12 protein-coding genes are annotated in these 19,728 nt (G+C 41.9%); 7 read left to right on the top strand and 5 right to left on the bottom strand.

Features of this window, described 5'->3' with window-relative positions:
• Positions 1-7 precede the first annotated feature (7 nt).
• From ACH11B_RS23075 to ACH11B_RS23050, 6 genes are all read left to right on the top strand, one after another.
• Complete coding sequence (locus tag ACH11B_RS23075; protein ID WP_377610546.1) at positions 8-1,453, top strand: glycosyl hydrolase family 28 protein; 1,446 nt, start codon at positions 8-10, stop codon at positions 1,451-1,453.
• 211 nt (positions 1,454-1,664) lie between these two features.
• A complete protein-coding gene (locus ACH11B_RS23070; protein ID WP_289551726.1) occupies positions 1,665-4,403 on the top strand; it encodes a hypothetical protein in 2,739 nt (912 codons plus the stop codon).
• A 61-nt stretch (positions 4,404-4,464) separates the two neighbouring features.
• Entirely contained in the window at positions 4,465-5,505 is a 1,041-nt protein-coding gene (locus ACH11B_RS23065; RefSeq protein ID WP_377610543.1) for a LacI family DNA-binding transcriptional regulator, read from the top strand.
• Between the two features lie 103 nt (positions 5,506-5,608).
• Positions 5,609-7,051, top strand: coding sequence for a sialate O-acetylesterase (locus ACH11B_RS23060; RefSeq protein ID WP_289551723.1), 1,443 nt, complete (start codon positions 5,609-5,611; stop codon positions 7,049-7,051).
• 1,161 nt (positions 7,052-8,212) lie between these two features.
• Complete coding sequence (locus ACH11B_RS23055; RefSeq protein ID WP_377610541.1) at positions 8,213-10,585, top strand: beta-L-arabinofuranosidase domain-containing protein; 2,373 nt, start codon at positions 8,213-8,215, stop codon at positions 10,583-10,585.
• 51 nt (positions 10,586-10,636) lie between these two features.
• Positions 10,637-13,243 (top strand): alpha-L-arabinofuranosidase C-terminal domain-containing protein, encoded by a 2,607-nt coding sequence (locus tag ACH11B_RS23050; protein ID WP_377610539.1) that lies wholly within the window; start codon positions 10,637-10,639, stop codon positions 13,241-13,243.
• Between the two features lie 249 nt (positions 13,244-13,492).
• On the opposite strand, the gene ACH11B_RS23045 is transcribed toward ACH11B_RS23050, so the two are convergent.
• Complete coding sequence (locus ACH11B_RS23045; RefSeq protein ID WP_377610537.1) at positions 13,493-15,793, bottom strand: molybdopterin cofactor-binding domain-containing protein; 2,301 nt, start codon at positions 15,791-15,793, stop codon at positions 13,493-13,495.
• A 30-nt stretch (positions 15,794-15,823) separates the two neighbouring features.
• Positions 15,824-16,279 (bottom strand): (2Fe-2S)-binding protein, encoded by a 456-nt coding sequence (locus tag ACH11B_RS23040; RefSeq protein ID WP_013667517.1) that lies wholly within the window; start codon positions 16,277-16,279, stop codon positions 15,824-15,826.
• A gap of 311 nt (positions 16,280-16,590) precedes the next feature.
• Between ACH11B_RS23040 and ACH11B_RS23035 the strand changes: the two genes are divergently transcribed.
• Positions 16,591-16,935: an MmcQ/YjbR family DNA-binding protein gene (locus ACH11B_RS23035; RefSeq protein ID WP_377610535.1), complete on the top strand. Its 345-nt coding sequence runs from the start codon at positions 16,591-16,593 to the stop codon at positions 16,933-16,935.
• A 43-nt stretch (positions 16,936-16,978) separates the two neighbouring features.
• On the opposite strand, the gene ACH11B_RS23030 is transcribed toward ACH11B_RS23035, so the two are convergent.
• The 3 genes from ACH11B_RS23030 to zwf are packed head-to-tail and all read right to left on the bottom strand — an operon-like array spanning position 16,979 to position 19,722.
• Complete coding sequence (locus tag ACH11B_RS23030) at positions 16,979-17,452, bottom strand: thermonuclease family protein (RefSeq protein ID WP_130855356.1); 474 nt, start codon at positions 17,450-17,452, stop codon at positions 16,979-16,981.
• Between the two features lie 25 nt (positions 17,453-17,477).
• Positions 17,478-18,197, bottom strand: a complete 720-nt coding sequence (gene pgl, locus ACH11B_RS23025; RefSeq protein WP_130855357.1) for a 6-phosphogluconolactonase — start codon at positions 18,195-18,197, stop codon at positions 17,478-17,480.
• Positions 18,198-18,207: 10 nt separating this feature from the next.
• The gene (gene zwf / locus ACH11B_RS23020; RefSeq protein ID WP_377610533.1) at positions 18,208-19,722 is read right to left on the bottom strand and encodes a glucose-6-phosphate dehydrogenase; all 1,515 of its coding nucleotides are present in this window, start codon (positions 19,720-19,722) and stop codon (positions 18,208-18,210) included.
• Between the last annotated feature and the right edge of the window lie 6 nt (positions 19,723-19,728).

The raw sequence follows: 19,728 nt of genomic DNA, 5'->3' as shown, positions 1-19,728 counted from the left end.
TAGGGGTATGGAATTGAATAACAACCGTTGGGCTTTATTACTGTTATTTCCGGTCTTCTTGGCATTCTTCGCGAAGGCGGAGAAGTTACCCAATCAGTTAGTAGTTTACAAGGCCCCTAAGGGGGCCCTACTAAACGATGATTATACCGTTGCTGTTCGATTGATTGGTGAGAAAAAATGGCAACCGATACCTAGCCATTTGATTAAAGTAGATGAGGTACGCAATGCGAAGCATCACATAGAAAGCTCTTCAATGGCTTATTTTGATTTTAAAGGGGAAGTGGAGGTTTCTATTACCTTCAATAAAGGTAAGGTAAACAAAGCGCGGGTGAGACCCCTGTCGTATGGAATTGAACCTACCGTGAAAGATAACACCCTTACATTTAAGTTAGGCAGACCGCGCAACTTATCGGTAGAAGTAAATGGGGATATTTTTCATAACCTACTCTTATTTGCTAATCCAATGGTTGAGAATAAGCCAGATCGCAAGGATCCTAACGTTATTTTCTTCGATGCGGGTATTCATGAGCTGGGCGAGAAAGGTTTTTCGGTGCCTTCCAATAAGACAGTCTATATTGATGGCGGTGCTATTTTAAGAGGCCAGTTGAAAATACAGAACGTAGAAAACGTAAACGTAATTGGACGTGGAATGGTAGAGCATACGGTGAAGATGGGCGTCCACATTTCGAGTGCTAAACATATTCTAGTAGAAGGAATATTTGCGACACAATGCGCTACCGGAGGCTCGGATAACGTGATCATTCGTAATGTGAAAAGTGTAAGCTATTATGGTTGGGGGGATGGTATGAATGTTTTTGCTAGCAATAATGTATTATTTGATGGGGTATTTTGTCGTAATTCCGACGATTGTACAACGGTATACGCAACACGGAAGGGATTTGAAGGGGGATGCAAAAATATTCGCATGGAAAATTCTACCCTTTGGGCCGATGTGGCGCATCCAGTTTTTATCGGGATACATGGAAATGCCGAAAAGCCGGATACGATCGAAGATGTTTTTTATAAAAACATCGATATTCTAGATCATAAGGAAGCGCAGTTGGACTATCAAGGTTGTTTAGCTATTAATGCGGGCGACAACAACCTGATCCGTAACGTACATTTCGAGAATATCCGTATAGAGGATTTTAGGCAGGGTCAATTGGTGAATTTACGCATATTTTTTAACGAAAAATATTGCAAAGCCCCTGGGCGGGGTATTGAAAATATAGTTTTTAAGGACGTCAGTTACAATGGAAGTGGGGGCGAGCTATCCATGATTTCGGGTTATGATAGTGAGCGGAAAGTAAAGAATGTGGTTTTCCAAAATCTACGTATAAACGGCAGGCTGATCACTGATGATATGTCTGATAAACCGAAATGGTATAAAACAGGCGATATGGCACGGGTTTACATTGGTGAACATGTAGAAAATGTGACTTTTATACCTTAAAGATGGATAAAGTCGGTAGTTTATATCGCGCATTTATTTTTGCACCGTTACTAATTGGCAATATGGTAGCAGTGAGTGAACAGATGCGATCAGTTCCCACGGTTGAGTACAGTTTATAAATATATATTGGAAAGGTCAACAGTTAGGAAAATAGTCGTTGATTTGATTTTACGGAATAGGAATCTATTTTGAATGCAGATTACTTAATACTATGAAGTTAAAAATGTTTTTAAGCTTGGCGATCGTGGTAATAAGCGGCCAATTATATAGTCAACAGATCCCGTTACCCACAAATCTGCCGCAGGAACATCCTCGATTGCTGACAACGCCGAAGAACAAATCCATGTTGCAAAAGAGAATCAAAAAGGAAAACTGGGCGAAAGAGGTGATGCAGGGAATTAGGGATCGACTGGATCCTTACATAAAGAGAACACAGGAAGAACCGGATTGGTTGTTTTCTCGATTGATGATGTATTGGAAGAGCCATGCTGATCAGGTGTATATCAATGGAGGTATTTATGCACGGGCAGAAGGGAAAGCTCCGGTTCCTACGGTTCGCTTTGGAAGCACAAGGGGGATTGGTTCATCGATCAAACGCCCCAAATTGGAAGATATTATACCTTACATGGACGATACCAAGGGCGTATTCTTTCAAAATACAATCAAAGAGGGTGACCCTTTGGAATGGGTTGACCAAGCGGCGGTGTCAGGCGCGAATATTGAAAGCGTGAACAGCGAAATTATCGGGCTGGGGAGGGATGCCGCCTTTCTTTATTGGTTGCTGGGAGAGGAGCAATATGCGAAGTTGGCTTTTGGGGTTTTTGATACCTATATGACTGGGATGTATTATATGAAAGAACCTATCGACGAGGGAAATGGCCATGCGCAAACTTTAGTTGGCATGAGCACTTTTGAGGTTATCCAAGAGAAAATTCTTCCGGAGTTAGCCGTTTTCTACGATTTTCTCTATGGATATATACAAACGAATTATCCGGATAAACTTCTCGTTTATGAGCAAGCGTTTAAAAAATGGATTGATGTGATCATCAAGCATGGTGTGCCCCATAACAACTGGAATTTACATCAAGCGAGTCTCATACTGCCGGTGATTATGGTGTTAAATGATGACGTGGCCTACACCGATAAAAGGGGGAGAATGTATTACATCGATCGTATCTTAAACAAGACGTCTGCGCGGCAATGGGCCTTAAGCAAGCTGATGAATTATGGGTACGATAAAGAAACCGGTATCTGGAATGAAAGTCCTGGTTATGCACAGAGTGTAACAGGTCTTTTCATGGAGTTTATTATGCATTACGACCATACTTATCATCAGAATTTATTGCCCTATATGCCGGTAATGAAAAAAGCGGTAACGGTTCTTCCACAATATCTCTTTCCCAATGAACTAACGACAGCCTTTGGTGATTCGTATTATGCCGGTCTTTCTGCTTCGCCCATAGTGGATATGGTTAAAATAAGCCAAAAATATAAAAATCGGGAAGACGAAGAGCTTTTCACAGGGATGTATAAACGGTTTATTGGTAATCGGGTACAAGGCTCAACAGAAACTAAGTTGTTGCCACAAATCCAATCTTTCTTTACCGGTAAACCACTTGTTTTGGATAAACACATTCCCGCAGCTCGATTAAAAGACTTTGTAACCGCCACTTTTTACGCGCCCAATGTGAGTTGGTTTGTACAACGATCAAAATACCATAGTAAAGCGCACGGCCTGATGATATCGCAATTTGCGTCTTATGGCAATCATGCGCATTCTAATGGTGTTGCAATGGAACTCTATGGAAAAGGATATGTGCTGGGGCCGGAATCGGGAATAGGGTCGACTTATTTTGAAAAACCTTATTTAGAATATTATTCCCAGTTTCCTGCACATAATACCGTAATGGTCGATGGGATATCCAAATATCCCGAAATGTTAAGCAATCATCCCTTTGATCTGCTAGGATGTTATCCTGCAACTGGAAGAAAGGATGGATATTATCCCGGTATTACTTACTCGAATGTTTATTTTCTAGAACCGGAGAGCCATAGTGACCAAAGTAGGTTATTGAGCATTGTAAATACAGGCGAAACTACGGGTTATTATGTCGATATTTTTCGTTCGAAAAGACGGAATGGTAAAGATAGATTTCACGACTATTTCTATCATAATCTGGGTGAGCACCTTTCTGTGCAAGACACGAAAGGGCGAGCTTTGGATTTAAAACCTAGCGAGGAAATGGCTTTTGCCGGCGGACACCTTTTCGCGCTCGACTATATGTGGGATAAGCGTGCAGCAAAGACAAATAAAGACTATCGGGCAGTTTGGAAGATGAACCAACCTGATAGTAATCATGTCTATATGAACCTGTGGATGAAGGGATACGACGGGAGGGAAGTGTTTACCATTAAGGCACCACCGGTGAAATCCTTCCGTTCAAATGAGGGATTTTCCTACGACTTAAAGACGGCTCCATTTTTAACAATAGCGGCAAGGCAGCATGGAGAAGCATGGAATCATCCTTTTGTCTCCATCTTTGAACCAACAACGGAAAAAGAAGGTAAATCTATTGATTCGATTAGTACATTCGAAGTAGGCGATGTGTCTGACGATTTTGTAGGTTTGATAGTGACAAGTAAATCAGGCAGACTGGATCATATTTTTTCATCTGCAAAAGATGAAAAGGTACACTACAATAACATGACAGTCCAGGGTATTTACGCGGTTATTAGCGAGGAAAACAAAGATTTTAGCTTATTTTTAGGAGGGGGGACTTTAATAAGCGCTAAAGGAATTACTATAAGATGCAGCGAAAAAGCCAATGTAGTATTGGTCTATAAGCAGGGACAGTACTTTTTTGCCAGTGATAAGGGTGTCTCAATAATTGAGGCAAATGGGAAGAAAATCACAAAAAATAAAACAGACTACCAAAAGGTTGAATTATGAAAAAGTAGTTTCGATCTTCTCAACGGGTATTAACTTCTTGAAGAACCACAACTGTTTGATCATGTCAAAGAAAAGGATTACCATCAGCGATATCGCTAAAGCACTTGGGGTGTCTAAAACTACGGTTTCCATCGTGCTCAATGGAAAGGCTCGGGAGATTCAGATCAGTCCGTCTCTGGAAAAGCGCGTGCTCGATTATATAAGGAAAGTAGGCTACATTCCTAATCAGTATGCCCAGGGATTACGAAATGGTAAAACAAGAATAATCGGCATGTTAGTGGAAGATATATCAGATCCGTTTTTTTCCGCGATTGCACGTCAAGTGGAAGAGCGCGCGTACGAAATGGGTTACAAAATTGTCTACAGTAGCACAGAAAATGATACCAACAAAGCGAAAGAAATGTTGGAGGTTTATAGGAACAGCGGAGTGGATGGCTATATAATTGCACCTCCTCCAGCTATAGAAAATGAAATAGAAGAACTTTTACGAGAAGGGTTTCCTGTCGTTCTATTTGATCGTACCTTACCGGGTGTCGCTACGGATAGCGTGTTGGTTGATAATTTTGATAGCGCGTATACGGCCATGAAGCACCTTGTTGCGCATAATTTTCAATGTGTAGCTTTTATCACCCTTTCATCCGATCAAGTACAAATGTTGGAACGTGAAAGGGGTTATTTACAAGCCATGTCAGAGATTGGTGCACCTTATACTATTAAACGTATAAAGTACCACGATGATAAACAACATAGTATTCGCGAAATTGAGGAGTTTTTATTGACACACAGCTATGTTGATGCCGTTTTTTTTGCTACTAATTACATTGCAGAGAATGGATTGGAAGCAATTCGGAATCTGAAAATCAAAATACCAAGCGATTTGGGCGTTGTGGTATTCGATGATCATAACATGTTTAGACTTTTTACTCCCTCCGTTACCGCAATCTCTCAACCAATTAATGAGATGGCCCAGCAAGCCATTAATTTAGTACTGGATAGGCTAACGAATGCAAAAATGCCAAAGCAAGATAAACCTGTTCATATTGTGCTTAAGAATGAATTTCGCATCCGGGAGTCTTCACAGCTACGCAAAAGACAATCGTAACTGCTTTTTCCAAGCCGATTGAAGTAATGCGCAATATGATTTTTGATGAATTATTTTCAATAAATTACTATCTTAGATTGTTACCTTTTATACAATCTGAAAAATGTTAAAACACCTTCTTATTAAACGCATGTTACAACGGACGTTCCTATTGCTGTCCGGTTGCTTTTTTTGTTCACTTACTTTTGCGGAGATTTCGGTCAACAGCCTTTTTAGCGATCACATGGTACTTCAACAGGGCGTAACAGTCCCTGTCTGGGGCTCGTCAACTACCGAAGGACAGGTAACCGTGCGATTTAATGGACAGCAGTTGACGTCTAAAGTTTCCAATGGCAAATGGTTGGTGAAGCTTAAACCTATGGCTGTTTCCAAGGAACCCTTAACCATGGAAGTTTTTGCCGAAGATACTATACGTATTCATGATGTATTAATTGGTGAGGTGTGGCTTTGCAGTGGGCAATCTAATATGGAGCGTCAGCTTGGTCCACGTCCACCGCAAAAGCCTATACTTGGTTGGGAAGCAGAGCGGGATCGGGCTAATTATCCCTTAATCCGTCAATTTTATGTGCCGCTGAAGTATGCAGAAACACCACAAGATGATGTTGACGGAAAATGGAAGGTATGCAGTCCAAATACGGTAGTAGACTTTTCCGCTGTTGGCTATTTCTTCGCAGCGGATTTATATATGCAGCTTGAAGTACCCATAGGAATTTTATTTTCTGCCTTTGGCGGAACACCTGCTGAAGATTGGACAAGTAGGGCAGCTTTGGAGCGTAATCCCGAACTAAATGAGTTGGTTAAAAATTATGTTGAAACCATGAATGTAGGCTATCATCCAAAGGGGCAGTGTGTTTCGGGCTTATATAATGGCATGATCCATCCGCTGCTTCCCTTTGCCATTAAGGGTGTCGCTTGGTATCAGGGAGAATCTAATAATAATCGGGCAGAGCAATATGAAATGGTGCTCACGAATATGATAAAAAATTGGCGCACCGATTTTAATCAAGGTGATTTTCCCTTTTTAATTGTTCAGATTGCACCACATAAAGATATGAAGCCCGAATTAAGAGATGCGCAACGTATGGTAGTAGCACATGTACCTAATACGGCATTGATTGTAACTACCGATTGTGGAGATGCGATGGATATACATCCGACCAATAAAAAGCCCGTAGGTGAACGTTTGGCACTTGCCGCCCATGCCCTCGCTTACCATGGCAAGGAGGAGTATCAGGGACCTATGTATAGTGCGTACAAAATAAAAGCTGATAAACTATACTTAACATTTAAGCATATTGGAAAAGGACTGGTAAGCCTTCCTCAAGAAGAGAAATTAAAGGGATTTGAACTTGCCGGAGCCGACGGCGTGTATTACCCTGCGATGGCTTCTATCGAAGATACTACGATCGTGTTAAGTAGCGATCGGGTAAAAAAGCCAAAGCAGGCCCGTTATGGTTGGGCAAATGTGCCTGATGTAAACTTTTATAATAAAGACGGTTTGCCGGCATCTCCGTTTATTACCGAAGATGTTAATGAGAAAAATTAGCTCTTTGTTTCCCGACCGCCATTTTAAATTGGTTGATAAATAGAAAACTTATTAAAAAATGCTATCTTGTCTTAGCCTAAATCAATTTTCTTTGGGGTGTCGCAACTAACAACCTTGATTACAAGCTTCTCCATAATCATACTACACCAAGATAAGACAAACGAGGTACTTTCTTCGAGGTGAGTCCAGGGTGAGTCCACATTGAGTCCAGGGTGAGTCCAGGTTTTTATAGCAAAAACCTGGACTCAATGCGGAGATAGTCTTCTCAAATAATGTTTGCATGGAGAAGATGGTAGCTACTTGGTATTAAGAAGGTGTTTGCTGTATTGGATATCCGTTAAAGGCAAGTGAATGGACCTCAAAAAAGTTCTACGAATATACTAAAAATCATTAAAAAACCTGCATTTTAATACTGTACCTCAGGGATTACCTTCGGTGAACTCCTATTGATCGGTTTCGTTTTTATATATAAAGGTGTTTCTATTAAAAGAACATTTATTTTATACATCCCACTTGCTGCGCCCATTGGGGCAAGGTGCTTCGGCTTGTCTATTCCGTTGCAACTCGTGGTCAGATGCCCATCCGTGAATCGGAGCCACCCTCTTGCGCAATGGCATGCCCTTCGTTCGTCGATTCACTCATTACCGTCTGCTTCGCACGATAATGGTGAAGGGGCATCTTTGACTGCCGGTTGCTGCCTCCACAGACTAAGCCATTGATGCACTTCGGAACGGCAGTGCTGATACCCGGCTACAGTGCGTAGGGCAAAACGGCCTCACAGCATGAGCGTGAAGAAGATTTAGGATAGCCGAGGACAAAAAATCATGTGAAGAAGCGAAGGGGAAGACTAGCGGGAAGGAGCGGCTCCACAGGATTCAACATTGGGCCTAAATCTTTAGCGAAAGGATGTGCAGCCTTGATGTTTGCCTCTCTTTGCATCAAGGTAAAGAGAGATGAAATAAAAAAATCATCAAGACAAAACGTAAATAAAATTGACTGAAATAAATGTTCTTTTTTAAAGGCGAAATCCCTGCATATCCAGCGGGAATTGAGCGTAAATATCCGGTGTTTTTCATGCTTTTATTTGATATATTGGATAGTATTGATATATTTGAGTTATAATTGTTAATATAACACTTATTTACTAACCAATTAATACAAATGAGAAGTAACCCACTGTCCCTGGTATCCTCTTTCTTGATCTTTATTAGCCTATGGCTCGGGATGAATCAGCGATCATTGGCTCAAAGAGCTAAAATGGAGTCGTTTCCTTTAGCATCCATACGATTAGCTGCTGGCCCATTAAAGGACGCGCAGGAAACGGATCTCCGATATATATTGGCATTGAACCCGGATCGTTTGCTAGCTCCTTATTTAAGAGAGGCGGGGCTTGAGCCGAAAGCCTCTAGTTATGGTAACTGGGAAAACACAGGCTTGGATGGCCATATAGGGGGGCATTACCTTTCGGCACTATCGCTTATGGCTGCAGCAACAGAAAATCAAGTTATACAGGATAGACTTACTTATATGTTAAGCGAGTTAAAACGTTGTCAGAATCAAGATTCGGACGGCTACGTGGGCGGTATACCGGGAGGCAAGCAAATGTGGAACGACATTAAAAGAGGGAAAATAGAGGCCCAATCTTTTTCTCTAAATGGAAAATGGGTTCCCATTTATAACATTCATAAGCTCTTTGCCGGTTTAATTGATGCATATCGTTATACAGGCAATGAGCATGCCCGGCAAATGGTTCTTAAGCTAGGAAATTGGTGGTTAAGTGTTTTCGGTGGACTTACTGATGAACAGATTCAAACGATATTACGTTCGGAACATGGTGGAATTAATGAAGTTTTTGCGGATTTAGCGCAGATAAGTGGTGATCAAAAATACTTATCAATGGCTAAACGACTTTCGCACCGTGCCATATTGCAGCCCTTAATTGCTGGAAAGGATGAACTAACCGGCTTACACGCCAATACGCAAATTCCGAAGGTCATTGGCTTTGAAAAAATTGCGGCGCTGGCAGATAGTATGAGCTGGGCGAATGCTGCTCGTTTCTTTTGGGAGACCGTCGTAGAACATCGTACCGTATCGATCGGTGGGAACAGTGAAAGCGAACACTTTCATGCACTTAATAGCTTTGGAAAAATGCTATCCTCGCGTGAGGGGCCGGAAACCTGTAACACCTATAACATGATGAAGCTCTCCAAAGATCTTTTCTTACAGGGGCCGGATCGCAAATTCATCGATTATTATGAAAGAGCAACTTATAATCATATCCTTTCATCACAGCATCCGAAGGAAGGCGGCTTTGTATATTTCACACCAATGCGTCCCAATCACTACAGAGTGTATTCGCAAGCGCAGGCTTGTTTTTGGTGCTGTGTGGGTAGTGGTTTAGAAAATCACGGTAAATATGGTGAGTTAATTTATACGCATAGTGGAAAGGACCTCTACATCAATCTCTTTATCCCGTCTACATTGAAATGGCAGGAACAGGGCATATCGCTGACACAGCGTACACGGTTTCCCTATGAACAGAAAAGCAGTGTAACAATTGTGGTGGCAAGTCCAAAAACCTTTTCCGTGTTTATTCGTAAACCAAAATGGTTAGGAAAACAACCTATCAACCTATTAGTAAACGGAAAGCAGATAAGCTATCAGGAAGATAAAGAATATTTGAAAATCAATCGTAAATGGGTAGGGCAATCGATTATTACTTTTAATTTACCTATGCAAATCAATGCGGAGCTGCTGCCCAGTGGCGAGCCTTGGGTTTCTTATACCTACGGTCCCATTGTGTTGGCTTCAAAAAATGGAACGGAAGATTTAAAGGGGCTTTTTGCAGATGACAAACGAATGGGACATATCGCTGCGGGAGCATTACTTCCGATGGATGCCAATCCGATCCTTGTACCTGAAAGTGGGGAACTTAATAAGTACGCAAAAGTTCTGGATGCGAATAAGTTGTTGTTTGAACTCGATCACTTATATAAAAATGGCAAAGCAACGAAAGTAACGTTACAGCCTTTCTTTTCGGTACATGATGCGCGTTATACGGTTTATTGGCGTACGGCCGACAAACGGTCATTAGATAGTATTGCCGGTGTTGCACGTCAGCGCGAAGAAGCACAGTTAAAGCTAGATAGACAAACCATAGATGTAGTAGTATCGGGTGAACAGCAACCTGAGTCAGATCATCATATGCAGCAAGAGGATTCCTATACAGGTGTGTTGGGTGATTATCATTGGCGTGCGGCAAGGGGATGGTTTAGTTATGAAATGCTTAACAATGGTCGACAAAGTAAAAAAATAAGCATTAAACATGAACATGATGCAACCGCTTGCTATGAACTATGGATAAATGATAAAAAAGTTTCCGTAACGTCTCGAACGACAGATGCAGAAGGAATTGATATTTCGACTTTTAATCTTGAAGCCGCTGATACGGATCAAGATAAATTAAGGGTAAAAATCAAAGCATGTAATAAAGAAGCTACGGGAAAAATTTTAGAAATAAGGTTGTTGAAATAAGTGAATATTCCTCGTTTGAAAGCTAATAACAAATAAACCGTATACAAATTCATGAAAAAGTACTTGATATTACTTATTGCCTCTACGTTACTAAGCTTGACGCGCGCAGGTGCTGCTGAGATGACGAAAGAACCGGATTCCGCCTATATTTTTGCCTATGCTTCTCTAAAAAATGGAGGACGGAACGGCTTACATTTCGCATGGAGTATCGATCGCAAAAAGTGGCATGCAATAGGACCGGAGTACAGTTACGTCCGTTGCGATTATGGGACTTGGGGAGCTCAGAAACGGATGCTTACACCTTTTTTGTTCTATGGTCCTGATAGCTTATGGCATGCTGTCTGGTCGGTCAACGAAACTGACGGTGTTGTTGTGCACGTAACTTCAAAAGATCTTGTGTATTGGAGAAGGCAATATTATCCTATCTTGATGCAAAAAGAGAATTGTTTGCTTCCCGCTCTTTCCTTTGATAAAGAGCATGGAAAATTTATAGTGGAGTGGAAGAGCACGAATGGGGGAGCCGATGCTACTTATTACAGAAGTAGTACGCTTGACTTTAAAAATTATACACCTCCAGAACCAGTTGCTAAAGCTACGTTTGATAATAGGCATACTATACGTTTGGAAAATGGGGAGGAAAATGGAACTGTCCATAAAGTGTCTTGGAATGTAATTAAAGGTTTACTGCAGGCTCAACAGCAAGCAGCCTATGAACAGGAATTATGGTCGGAGAAAACGGCTGAAGACGGTATTCGATTCGCTTCTTTAAAACCAGTCGATGTGGAGGTACAAATTGACGTGGAAAATAAAAAGAAAATCAGTGATTTGCTAATGGGTGTTTTTTTCGAGGACATTAATTATGCGGCTGATGGTGGTTTATATGCCGAATTAGTGCAGAATCGAGATTTTGAATATCGCTTAAGTGATAAAAAAGGTAGCGATACCAGCTGGCGTAGTTATAAGGCATGGTCTTTAAAAGGAGAGGAGGGAACATTTAAGATAGATAGCGTAAACCCTTTACACCCAAATAACGTACATTATGCGATTTTAAATATTGAAAAGGCAGGCACTGCTTTGGTCAATGCCGGTTTCGACGGCATTCCATTAAAAGCCGGAGAGCGTTATAATGTCTCTTTATTTGCGAGGAACCCGCAAGAGAAAGCCATAGCGCTTCTAATCCGTTTAATTGATGAGCATGGTAAGCTATTAGGTGAAGCTCGCATTCGGGCTATTAAAGGTAATTGGAGAAAGTATGAAGCGGCGATTTCAGTGAAAGCAGACGCGGCCAAAGCATCGCTGGAGATTATTCCACAAGAGGCGGGGGAAATAGCGCTTGACATGATTTCGCTATTTCCGGAGAAGACTTTTAAAGGGCGGAAAAATGGTTTGCGTGCAGACTTAGCGCAAACCATAGCTGATCTACATCCGCGGTTTGTTCGTTTTCCAGGCGGCTGTGTCGCACATGGAGATGGTTTGGGAAATATGTATCGTTGGCAAAATACAATTGGTCCGTTGGAAGCTCGGGTACCGCAACGAAATTTATGGAATTACCATCAAACGGCCGGGCTTGGTTACTTCGAATATTTCCAGTTTTGTGAAGATATTGGGGCTGAGCCAGTACCGGTAGTTCCGGCGGGTGTGCCTTGTCAAAACTCATCCACGGGCGGTGCCGGTCAGCAAGGCGGGGTACCGATGGCAGAGATGGAAGCCTATATACAGGAGGTGCTGGATTTGATTGAATATGCGAACGGAGATACGCATACAGTTTGGGGGAAAAAGCGCGCAGAGGCAGGCCACCCAAAACCATTCAATCTAAAATATATCGGTATCGGTAATGAAGATCTTATATCCGATATTTTTGAAGAACGTTTTACCATGATCTTTAACCGGGTACGCGAAAAACATCCTGAAATAACAGTGATCGGTACGGTTGGGCCAAGTTTTGAAGGTACTGATTATACGGAAGGTTGGCTGATTGCTAATAAACTTCAAGTACCTATGGTGGATGAACATTATTACCAGTCACCGGGTTGGTTTATTCATAATCAAGCATATTACGATAAGTATGATCGATCAAAGGCTAAGGTATATTTAGGTGAATACGCGGCTCATTTGCCAGGTAGGCCTAGTAACCTGGAAACGGCTCTCGCCGAGGCGATACATTTAACAAGCTTGGAGCGTAATGGGGATGTGGTTAGCATGGCTTCCTACGCACCTTTATTAGCTAAAGAAGATCATACGCAATGGAAGCCCGATCTTATTTATTTTAATAACACAGAAGTGAAACCTACGGTCGGTTACTTTGTACAGCAGATATATGGGCAACATGCCGGTGATATTTATCTGCCCACTCAAGTTCGCTTATCCAACACCGAAGAGGCTGTTAAAAAACGTTTGGCTATATCGGTCGTACGTGATACAAAATCCGGAGATGCCATTGTGAAAATAGTTAACCTTTTACCGGTTAGTACACGGGTGGCTTTGAATTTAGAACCGTTAGGCAACATCTCAACTGATGCCTTAAAAATCAGCTTAGCGGGGAATCCGGAAGATGAAGCGCTCAGACCAAAAAGTACGCCGATAGCTGTAACGAAGAACTTCAAAGATGAATTACCTGCCTACTCCTTTACGGTGCTCCGATTTAAGATAGTTGAGTAGTAGAGTAGGGAACTAGATGATTAGCCAATTAGCCAATTAGTTAATTAGCCAAATAGCCAATTATTCGTAAGTGTTTGCTTTTTTCGGCACTCATGAGCTCCCTAAGGTCGGTTAGCCAATTTGATAATGGAGCCTGCTTGCCGCATGTGGGTGCTTAGGGCCTACTGCTTATAGCTAATTGCTATTATAATCACGATATGAAACCCTTCCGTTCCACAAATGGAACGGAAGGGTAGATAACGATATATTTTAATAGCTCCGTTGTTCTTTTAAATCAATAGGTAACCGGTAAATCCTTTTTCCGGTTGCAGCATAGATGGCGTTGCACAAAGCAGGCGTAAAGGGCGGTACGGGAGGTTCACCAACGCCGGTTGGTTTAGCTTCGCTGTCCACAATATGGACATGAATCTGTTGAGGTGACTCGGGCATGCGTACAATTTGATAAGCATCAAAGTTGTTTTGTACGACGGCTCCATTTTCTACGGTGATTTCGCTTTTTAGGGCGATGCTCGTAGAGAATTGCGCACCCCCTTCAAATTGTGATTTAATTCGATCCGTATTGACTGCCGTACCGCAATCTACCGCATAATGCACATGAGGAATATTGATTTTGTTATCCGGACCTACTTTTACTTCCACTATACAAGCAACATAGGTCAGAAAACTTTTATGCGCTGCAAAACCCAGTCCCGAACCCGCAGGTAGTTTTTTACCCCAACCTGCTTCTTTGGCGACTCGTTCTATGACTTTTTTCATACGCGCAGTCTCCCAAGGATAGGTACTGATATCCTCTCCGTAATTACCATATTTTCCATTCACCATCTCCTCATCAAAGGTGATCGAACGATCGTCTCCCAGGAGAGATAGTGCCTGTTGAACGGGGTCTATTCCTCGCGCTTCAGCCAGTTCATCCAACATCGTAGCAATGGCAAAAACCTGTGGAATATTCCGTACCGAACGGAGCCATCCAATTCTTAAATGTGCTTTTGCATCATGGGTTTCCACCCTGACGGCAGGTACATTGTAAGGAAAGTCGCTTGCTCCTTGGCCCAATTCACCGTCGGCAGGTTGTAATACCGACGCATCAAAAGTAGCGCTAATGGAGGGGTAGGCTATATGATGGTTCCAGCCGCTTATTTGATTGTTCTGATCAATAGTGGCGGTAATTCGCTGCACACTCAGTGCATGAAAGAAATCGTGATGCAAATCGTCTTCACGCGTCCATTGCACTTTAATCGGGAAACCGGATTCTTTAGCTAACAAGGCCGCCTCTACGATAAAATCGGGTTTCGATTTCCTTCCAAAACCGCCACCCAATAGGGTTACATTGACTTTTACATTTTCCGCGGAAATTCCTAGAAATTGAGCGATGGCGTCTCTGGCTCCCTGTGGATGTTGTGTTGGGGCCCAAACTTCGCATTTTCCGTCTTTTACCACTGCTAAAGCATTAGGAGGTTCGATGGTTCCATGTGCTAAATACGGAGCTATATAGGTATGTTCAATGACTTTTTTAGCCTGTGCTTTTGCTTGATCAAAGTTACCGCGATTTCTTCTGAGCGTACCTTTTTTCAAAACCTCTTTACTCAGTTCCTCTAATTGTTGCGCGGAGTTGTAAGTAGCATGTTCTCCTAAATCCCAAGTTACGTCTAAAAGGTCCCGACCTTTAATAGCTGCCCAGGTATTCGCTGCAATTACGGCTACACCACTTAAGGGTTTTTCAATCGTAGGCGGAATATCCCCTCCTTTAATAGGGATAACTTTTAGTACGCCAGGCACAGCCAGTGCTTTTTTGTCGTCATATGATTTTACTTTACCACCTAGCACAGGACAGCGTTTAATCACCGCTATTTTCATATTATCGACAACGGCGTCGATGCCAAAAACGGCCGTACCACTAACGATTTCGTGTAGGTCTATGATGGGTGTTGCTTTACCGATCAACGTGAATTGCTGTCTTTCCTTTAGTTTAATGTCTTGTATGCGGGGAATAGGTAAGTTTTTAGCAGATTCTATTAATTCTCCAAAATCAATTGCTTTACCGGAGGCTTTGTGTACAACTTGATTTTTAGCGGTATCGCATTCCTCAATGGGGACTTGCCACAGCTTAACTGCCGCTTGAATTAGCAATAATTTGGCAACCGCACCGGCCTCGCGCATAGGTTTATAAAACATTCTCACAGAAAAGGAACCGTCGGTGTTCTGGCTTCCATATTTCTTTTCATCCCCCTCTGCTTGTACAATGCGAACTTTATGCCAATCGGCCCCTAGCTCGTCTGCTACAATAAGGGGAAGTGAGGTGCGTATACCTTGTCCCATTTCAGAACGATGGGCAATAATGATCACTTCTCCTTTAGATGTAATCTGTAGGTACACATTGGAAGCGAGGGAACTGATCTTTTCTCCTTTCTCATTGCAGCTGAAAAAACTAACGCCGAGGGCGAAACTGCCCGCAAGCATACCGCCTATTTTTAGAAAATCTCTTCTTGATGCTTTAAAGATTTGTGAACTTACGTTCTTCAGGTCTTTTTTATCGAATGTAGGTATGTTCATATTGTTGATTGCCTTGGTTGATAATAAAAACTATGCGCCGGCGATACTTAAAATAGCTGTTTTTATGCGATTATATGTACCACATCGACATAAGTTACCTTGCATTGCTTGTTCGATTTCCTGCTCCGAAGGGCGGGGATTACTTTTTAACAGCGCTACCGCATTCATGATCTGGCCAGTTTGACAATAACCGCATTGCGGTACAACATACTGCTCCCAAGCCTTTTGAACAGGGTGATCACCATGATCCGAAATTCCCTCGATGGTGGTGATTTTTCCCTTTCCAACTGCTGATATAGGGAAACTGCATGATCGAATAGCGGTGTCATCTAAATTGACCGTGCAGGCACCGCACAGTGCTTTGCCACATCCAAATTTTGTTCCCCGCATACCCAGTACATCTCTTAAAACCCATAAAAGCGGCATGTCGTCCATTACATCCACCTCGTAGGTTTTATCGTTTACCAGAATTGAATATTTTGCCATGTTGTTTATAAGTTGAGTGTTTACAATGTTGATAGCCGTCACCTTATCTTTCTTAAATGGATCAGTAGGAAGTTAAACGGTAATGGGCTTTTGTCTATCAATATGAACAAACTTAAAAAATAATCTCCGTATTTTATCGCACTTTTTACTAACTAATTGCGAAGTGTAATCGTCTCCAATGCCTGAATTGGATAAGATACAGTCAATGAATGGAATTATATAATTAGCACTGAATTTTAATGATGTCACAATTGTTTTGTATATCCAATCTGTTTTGAGTAAATTTATTTAACATCTTAAGATTCCTCATTATGGTTACTATCCGTCAATTCAGAGAATTAGCTTTATCACTTCCTGAAGTAATGGAACGAGCACACTTTGATAAAGCATCTTTTGTAGTTAATAAAAGGATTTTCGCTACACTTTCTGAATTCGAAAACAGCGCATGCGTTAAACTTTCGGAAATCGATCAATATGTTTTTTCCTCATTTAACAAATCCGGTATTTATCCAGTGCCAAATAAATGGGGTAAGCGGGGATGGACCTTTCTACTGCTTGATCACGTTGAAGAGGAGCTTTTCAAAGACGCGGTAATAACGGCCTATTGCAATATTGCACCTAAGAGGTTGGAGGAACGAGTGAAAAACAAAGAATAGGAAAAATAAAAGCTGCCGATCATTGATCGACAGCTTCATAAAATCAGGCTGCATGCTTCCTATATAACCAGGGAGCAACCGGCTTGTTCATGCGCCATAAGCCTCTTCTTTTTTGCTTTGCGTTTCTTTCAAGATCAGCAAATTCTTTTGAATGATCAAAGCTAAGATAGTGCCATGCAAGTCCTGCTTTCAGCAGCTCTTTATTTAAATTTTTTCCATTTGGTAGGATAACGATACCGACTTTACGACCATAACGATCCGCTTGTTTTATTTCGACTCTTATCACTTGCCGAAAGCAACGGTCGGCTGTAAACTGCCTCGCTATCATACCATAGTCTTGACGGCGTTCAGGGCAATCAATACCATATAAACGGATTTTCAGTTGTTGTTTATTTTCATCTAAAAGGGTAATGGTATCCCCGTCCGCAATCCGAATGACTTTGCCTGTCACCCATGTTTGACAAATGGCAATAGTAGTGAAGAAGAGGAAAAAGATACCGCTCGTTATATATTTCATCTTTCTGCGATACAATTCTTCCAGGTTATCTCACTCGATTTGCGGCGGCCTCATCTACGAACCAGTAAACCTCACCCTGAGCCGGCCTAATCAACTGCGATGGATACTGGCTTGGATTGGGTTCCCCGTGTAAGACTTCATAAAGTGCTTTTGCTTTACCTTTTCCGTAAGTAATAAAAGCAATAACTTTCGCTTGATTAATAAGAGGGGCTGTTAATGTAATGCGATACATCTGTTGCGGTTCCAAGTAGTAGGCCTCGACCCATTTTTTTTTCTCTTTTAAAACGGCCGTGTTCGGAAATAAAGAAGCCGTATGCCCATCTTCTCCCATGCCCAATAATATCAGGTCAAATTGTGGATTCGTACCAAAATGCGTTTGTAATAGTTGTTCATATTCCAATGCATAAACCTCCGGTGTAGTATTTGCCTTCCACATCGGGAAAATTTGATTTTTTGGAATGGGAACATGGTCTAACAGCGTTTCAAATGCCATTTTTGCATTGCTCTTGTCGTCGGTTAACGGTACCCACCGCTCATCTCCCCAGAAAACAAATACTTTCGTCCAATCGATTTGTTCTACATAGGGCTGTTCAGCAAGTAAGTGATAGAGCTGAATAGGAGAGCTCCCTCCCGTTAGCGCTACGGAAAACCGACCGCTCGACTCGATTGCATGTTGGGCGATTTGTACAAAATGCTCAGCCGCACTTTTGCTCAGTGTATCAATATCTTTGAAAACGTTAATCATCTTGAAATTTTTAGTGGTGTTCTTTCGGGTGGAGGTTTGTTGCCCATACATGCCCATCGCGGGCAATTAATGCCTCGGCATTTTCGGGTCCCCAAGTACCGGCCGCGTAATTTGGAAAATCAAGCGATTCTCTGGATTCCCAAGTGTCCAATATTGGCATAATTACATCCCATGCTTCTTCTACCTGATCGGATCGCATAAACAACGTTGTGTCCCCGCGCATAGCGTCCAAAAGCAAGGTTTCATAAGCTTCGGGTGTTTGGGTTGAGCAGGTGTCGTAGTCGAATATCATTTCTGCCGGGTTAAGGTTCATTTCTAATCCGGTCTTTTTAGCCATGAAACGCATGCGGATATCCATCTGAGGTTGTATGTTAATTGTCAGTCGATTAGGCATAAGGCTATCCGATTGACTTTCAGGGAAAGTGGAGTGTGGAACGGGCCGGAATTGTATGGTGATGGAAGACGTTTTTTCTTGCATCCTTTTACCCGTTCGTAAATAAAATGGCACTCCTTGCCAACGCCAATTATCTAGGTAAAATTTAATGGCGACGTAAGTCTCTGTGTTAGATTTTGGAGACACCTCCGGCTCTTCCCGATACCCCGGAACTTTTTTTCCTTGTATCCACCCCGCATCGTATTGACCTCGAACGGCGTAACGATGTACATCCTCCGGTTTAATTCGTCTGACAGCTCTTAGCACATCTACTTTTCGATTTCTTATTTCTTCTGCTTGAAACGAAACCGGCGCTTCCATAGCCACCATACAAAGAATTTGGAGTAAGTGATTTTGGATCATATCACGTAAAGCACCGGAACCCTCATAATACCCCCCACGCTCTTCGACACCTACCTGTTCAGCTACGGTGATCTGTACGGAGTCAATATAATTTCGATTCCACAGGGGTTCAAATAACGCATTCGCAAAGCGGAAAGCCAAAATATTCTGTACGGTTTCTTTACCAAGATAGTGATCAATTCGATAGATTTGTTCTTCCTGAAACGTACGTGTTAATAAATTATTTAACTCAATCGCGGTTTCTTTGTTATGACCAAATGGTTTCTCTATAATAATCCGATCGGAAACGGGTTCTGATGCCAGTTTGCTGTCATGTAGGTTGACGGTTACCGCTTCAATAAATTGAGGCGCTACCGACAAGTAAAATAGGCGGTTGGCTCGCATGCCCCAATCAGCATCAATTTTATCTAGCTTTTCGGCCAATACGGAATAATCACCGGTATTGTTGATATTTGATTTAAAATAGGAGACATTTTTTTTAAAGCTAGCCCATTGTGCTTCATCCGGTTTGCCTTTTCGTGAAAATTCGATCAGCCCTTCATGCAAATGATTATTATATTGTTCATCATCTAACTCGGTCCTTCCCAATCCGATAATGGCGAACTTTTCAGGCATCCAACCGTCTAAATATAAATTATAGAATGCGGGAATTAATTTTCTTTTAGCTAAATCGCCGGTTCCTCCAAAAATTACGATAATGGTAGGAGTTGCCTTTTTACCTGTTTTCATGTTCTT

Origin of the sequence: Olivibacter sp. EAT-5, from assembly GCF_044784325.1 — a bacterium.
Classification (GTDB): domain Bacteria; phylum Bacteroidota; class Bacteroidia; order Sphingobacteriales; family Sphingobacteriaceae; genus Olivibacter; species Olivibacter oleidegradans.
Note: the sequence above shows the minus strand (reverse complement) of the source record. Positions and strands in the feature narration are given on the sequence as shown.